At 53.2% G+C, this 5,296-nt stretch carries 5 protein-coding genes; all 5 read right to left on the reverse strand.

The features are described from left to right. On the reverse strand, window positions 1–1,472 hold a 1,472-nt coding region (locus tag FBQ85_26130; protein MDL1878610.1), incomplete at its 3' end, for a M61 family metallopeptidase. A gap of 297 nt (window positions 1,473–1,769) precedes the next feature. Beyond that, window positions 1,770–3,404: an ABC transporter permease subunit gene (locus FBQ85_26135; GenBank protein MDL1878611.1), complete on the reverse strand. Its 1,635-nt coding sequence runs from the start codon at window positions 3,402–3,404 to the stop codon at window positions 1,770–1,772. Between the two features lie 15 nt (window positions 3,405–3,419). Further along, window positions 3,420–4,193: an amino acid ABC transporter ATP-binding protein gene (locus FBQ85_26140; GenBank protein MDL1878612.1), complete on the reverse strand. Its 774-nt coding sequence runs from the start codon at window positions 4,191–4,193 to the stop codon at window positions 3,420–3,422. A 30-nt stretch (window positions 4,194–4,223) separates the two neighbouring features. Beyond that, entirely contained in the window at window positions 4,224–4,580 is a 357-nt protein-coding gene (locus tag FBQ85_26145; protein ID MDL1878613.1) for a carboxymuconolactone decarboxylase family protein, read from the reverse strand. Window positions 4,581–4,589: 9 nt separating this feature from the next. After that, window positions 4,590–5,198 (reverse strand): nucleotidyltransferase family protein, encoded by a 609-nt coding sequence (locus tag FBQ85_26150; protein MDL1878614.1) that lies wholly within the window; start codon window positions 5,196–5,198, stop codon window positions 4,590–4,592. Window positions 5,199–5,296: the final 98 nt, after the last annotated feature.

The raw sequence follows: 5,296 nt of genomic DNA on the forward strand, positions 1-5,296 counted from the left end.
ATTCCGGCGAGCGCGAGAAATTGTTCAACCGGCAAAGGTTCCGTGCCCTGGACAAACTGCCGGCGAAAATCATTCCAATCGAGTTGAGTTACGTCGCTGACGCATTGCCAAAATTGCGCCTCGGTGAATCCCGGTTTGGGCAGCCCAAAACGTTGCAATAGAGCAAGCATCACCTCATCGAGGCCGCACTGATTCTTGCGTTCACTACGTATGCGCAGATCCATGCACAGCGCTAGCTGATTGCCAGGCGGATAATATGGAAAAAAGGTGCGGCCGAGATTGCCTTGTTCACCGCTGCCATAAGACCAAAGCCAGGTGTCAAAACTCGCCTGGCTGGCGATGCGAAATTTCCAGCCGCTGTGCTTGCGATATTCTGCCAGCAAATTGGCATACAGGCGAAGCCATTTCCATTCCGGCCACTGCCCGGTGCGCCGCAACGTGAGATAGCCGTAATAATCCGTCCAGCCTTCAGCGATCCACAAGCCTGTGGTATAAACTTCGCGTGTGTAATCAAACGGACCCAGCGCAAACGGGCGAATGCGCTTGACATTCCACAAATGAAAGTATTCGTGGGCGGCATATTCAAGATCAATGTCCTGGCGCGTGAGACCGGCATACACCGGTGCAACGTCGCCGGCGCTGCTCAAGTCGCCCAGGCGGTGCGGCATGCCGATGCTCGTCGAATTGAGATGCTCCAAACCATAATACTCCGCGCGCGCATCGACATGCCAGATAAAAACGTAATGCCGGAAAGGCGCTTTGCCCATCATCTGCATTTGCTCGGCGACGATCCGTTGCAAGTGCCTGGCAAAATCACGAATCCGGCTGGTGTCCGCTTCGCCATGAACTGCCAGGCGAAAGCTTATGCCGTCGTGTTCAAATTGAACTTCGTTGAAATTGCCGATTTCCAGCGGGGCATCGATGAAGGAATCATAATCGGCTGCGTGGAACGTCGAATCGTTCAAGGCTTCAAGGCCGGTGGCAATGCGCCAACCGTGCAATGGCGCGATGCTTAAACGCACAGGGCTGGTCTTGCGATTGACGGCATACATAAACACCTGCGGCCCGAAAATCTGCGCATGCTCGTCGTTGAATTCGCTTTCGGTGTCGCTGAGAATGTTCGCGAACACGCGATAGCTGATCGTCAATCGCTTTGATCCCGGCGCCGCATTGACGCGCCAGGTTTGTTTATCGATTTTCTCAAATGCCAAGGGACGGTTTGCCTCGTCGCGCGCGGAAAAGTCCTGCACGTATTTGGCATAATTAGCGATTTGATACGAACCCGGCGCCCATGCCGGCAGGCTGAAGTCGCTGCTTTTTGCGTTGACCGGGACGCTGAGATTCACTCGCAGAAAATGGGCGTTGGGATTCTCCAGAATGAGCTGGTATTCCAAAGGAGATTGCGCGAAAGCTGAGGAAGACAGAAAAAGAGCCGCGATCAAAACTGTACAGGCGCAAAAGAATTTTGACATGGGGGTCGCTTTCAGAGTATGGAGGATGGAGAAGCGCGTAAGCCGCAGCCGGTTGTGCTGTCACCTTTTGGGTTGATACAAGATTTAAGCTTACAGCAATCTAAAAAATACGGATACGATTGCTGTAAAAGAATTTCATACGGGCTTTCGCTGCTACCTCGCAGCCATGAATGAGAAGCTCATCTCGTTTTGCTTTCCTGAATTTGCCAGTCCCGTGAAAAGGGGCAATTGACAATTGTTGTCTCGTCTTGAGATAGTATTTTGGAGCAAGGCGCCAAGAATTTGTATAGTATAGCCTCAATGCGCCGCGCTGGGCGCAGAGGCGCGTTTGTCGAGCGAGAATTTCTTTTCTGCCCAACCGGCCAAGCGCACAAACGGCAAGCCGATGAGAAAGTACATCACCGCTACGACCACGCCCAAGCCGAGATAATCGAAATCGATGCCCGCTAAACGTTGATATTCGCGCGTCAACTCCACCATCGCGATGACGGAAACAATTGAAGAATCTTTGATCAAAGAAATGAAATCATTGGTGACCGGCGGAATCACCAGCCGCAAAGCCTGTGGAATGATGACATGTCGCAGCGCCTGCCAGCGCGTCATGCCCAGAGCCAGCGCCGCCTCCATCTGGCTGCGCGGAATTGAGAGAATGCCGGCGCGATAATTCTCTGCTTCATACGCGGCATAATTCAACGCCAGCCCGGCCACAGCCGCCACTACCGGCGATAATTTGATGCCCACCAGTTGCGGCAGCGCGTAATAAATAAAAAGCAATTGCACCAACAACGGCGTGCCGCGCACCGCTTCAATATAAAAAGTCGCCAGAAAAGAAAATGGTTGCACCGCATACAAGCGCGTGAGCGCGAGAATCAAACCGAATAAAATTGCCAAGATCATAGACGATATCGAAAGGCCGATGGTCGTGACCGCGGCTTTTGCCAGCAGCGGAAGATAATCATCGCGATAGCGCTGCAGTTTGTTCTGCCAGGTGCGTTCGAGCCGGTTTTCACGCAGGAAAGCTTCCCAGGCCTCGGGCGGCGTGTTCGAGGGCGCATCATCGTTGAAGAATTTTGCCAGCCGCGGCGTCCACATGTTCCAGCGTTCGTAAATTGTGCGCAATCGTCCGTCATCAATTAGCCTCTGCAGCGCGCGGTTGATGTCCTGCAACAACGCGGCATCTTCCTTGCGCAAACCGATGCCGTATTTCATCTCGCCAATCGCGTCGCCGACGAATTTTAGATTGGCATTGGAAGCGCCATAATACAGCGCGATGGGATGATCCATGAGTACGGCATCGAGGCGGCCCAGCGCGAGATCTTCATACGCCGTGATCTGGCCGTCGTACGAACGAATTTCAATATTGGGTTGCGCCTGCAAAATGCGTTCAGCCAACGAGGCTTTCAGCGTGCCTACCACTTTTCCGTTGCAATCCTCCAAACTGTTGATGTCATAGGTGTCTTTGCGCACCGTCAATTGTTCGAACGTCACATAATAGGGAATCGAGAAATTGATTTCCTGCTCGCGATCCGGCGTGATCTCCAAACCGTTGACCACGATGTCATAGTTGTCGATGCGCAGGCCCGGCACCAGACCGTCCCATTGATTTTGCACGAACACCGGCTCGCGATTCAGTTCCGCAGCCAGCGCCGCAACCAAATCGACTTCAAAGCCCAGCGTTTTGCTGGGATCACGAGGATCGGGAAAAATAAAAGGCGCGCCGCCTTCCGAATCTGCGCCCCAACGCAGCGGCGGCGCTGATTCCTGCGCAAAGGCCGGGCTGAGATGGCCGAGAGTCGCGGCCAAAATGAGAGCGCAAAAGATTTTAGAGAGACGTGTCGGGAAAGATATCGGCAGTGTCATGTTGTGAGTAGACCTGTGGCAATGGGATTCGAACGCGCGCTGCGTGTAAATTGCAGGAGAATGGATTGGCATGAGGCGCGACTGCCGTCACAAAAATTTCTTCAGAAACTTTCGTGTGCGTTCGTCTGCCGGCGACGAAAAAATTTTTTCCGGCGGGCCGCTTTCGACAATGTTGCCGCCGTCAAAATAAACCACTTTATCCGCGACATTCTTGGCAAAACTCATTTCATGGGTGACCACGATTTGCGTCATGCCCTCGTCGTCCAGCGTTTTCATCACATTCAACACTTCGTCCACCAGGCCGGGATCGAGCGCGGAAGTCGGTTCATCATAGAGCATCACTTGCGGCTCCATCGCCAGCGCGCGGGCAATGGCAGCGCGCTGCTGCTGGCCGCCGGAAAGCTGCGAGGGATAATGATGGACATGCGAAGCGAGTCCCACTTTGTTCAAGAGATCGAGCGCTTTGTTTCGAGCTTGCGCTTCTGAAATGTTCTTAACGACCATCGGCGCACGCATGACATTTTCCAAAGCCGTCAAATGAGGGAAGAGATTGAAGCTTTGAAACACCATGCCGACATTCATGCGCAGGGCGAGCGTTCTGGCGTGAAAGTCATTGCTCACCGCCTGCGTTTTGTGATTGCGCTCGAGCGTGATGCCCCCGATCGTAATTTTGCCTTGATCCATCATGTCCAGGCAATTCAGACAGCGCAAAAACGTTGACTTGCCGCAGCCCGAGGGGCCGATCAGGACGGTCAGCTCACGCGTTTCAACCTGCAAATCGACGCCCTTCAGGACTTGATTGCCGTGAAACGATTTGTGCAGATTGTTGACGGAGATTACAATGTCATTGGGTGACGTCATATGATTGTTCCTTCAAGAGGCGGCCTCGGGTTATTTCGACTCTTGTTCCGCATAAAGCTCGTCCAGCATTTCGAAGGCATAGCGCAAATGCGGAATGACGATGGAGCCGCCGATGATCAAGGCGATGTTCATGGCCTCGTGCAACTCCTCGCGCGTCGCGCCTTCGGTGATGCAGCGATCGAGATGATAAAAAATGCAATCGTTGCAGCGCAATACCATGCTGCCGACCAGCCCCATCAGTTCCTTGTATTTGACCGGAATGCTGCCGTCGAGATAAGCTTTGTTGTCGAGCGCAAAGAATTTCTTGAAATCATTGAAACCGCTGGTCAAGATTTTTTCGTTCATGTCTGCGCGGTATTTGCGCGTTTTGGTGATTTTGGCTTCCATCGGGTGTCCTCATTTCTTTGGTTGATTCAACCGCGCCTGCATAGTTTCATAGCTCTGGAATGTATCGACATCACGCAGAACATGATCGGTTTGCATTTCAACTTCGAGAACGCGCTGCGCATGTCTCGCAATGATGGCTTTGCAGCCGGCATCGCCGGAGATCGCGAGCATTTCGGGCAAATGGCTACGAGCGAAAATCACGGGGTTGCCGCGCCGTCCGCGATAGACCGGGGCAATAATCGAATAGTCCCCGGCATAAGTAAAGCATTGCATCAAAAGATTCAACTCAGGAAACGTTACCAGCGGCTGATCGCCTAGCGAAATCAAAAATCCCCTCGCCGATTTTGAGGCGGCTTGCAAGCCTGCGATAATCGAAGTCGACAGCCCTTCTGCAAAATCGGGATTGGTTGTGAATACCACCTCACGGCCTGATAAAGCGTGCTGCACGGCCTCAGCTTCGTGGCCGAGCACGACGATCACTTCACCGGCTTTTGATTGCAGGAGATGATCGACGGTGTGTGCGATAATGGTTTTCGCGCCCAACGGCAGCAAGAGTTTGTTCTGGCCTGGCATGCGCTGGGAAGCGCCGGCTGCGAGGACGAGAGCGGAAATTTCCATGACAATCTATTTGAGCATGCTTTTTCGCGCACGGAGTTGTATGGCCTTATACAAACGCTACCGCCCGGGCGGGCTTCCGGCTATGCCGATTTCGTTTT

The sequence above is a fragment of the Cytophagia bacterium CHB2 genome, from assembly GCA_030263535.1.
In the GTDB taxonomy this organism is placed as follows: Bacteria; Zhuqueibacterota; Zhuqueibacteria; order Zhuqueibacterales; family Zhuqueibacteraceae; genus Coneutiohabitans.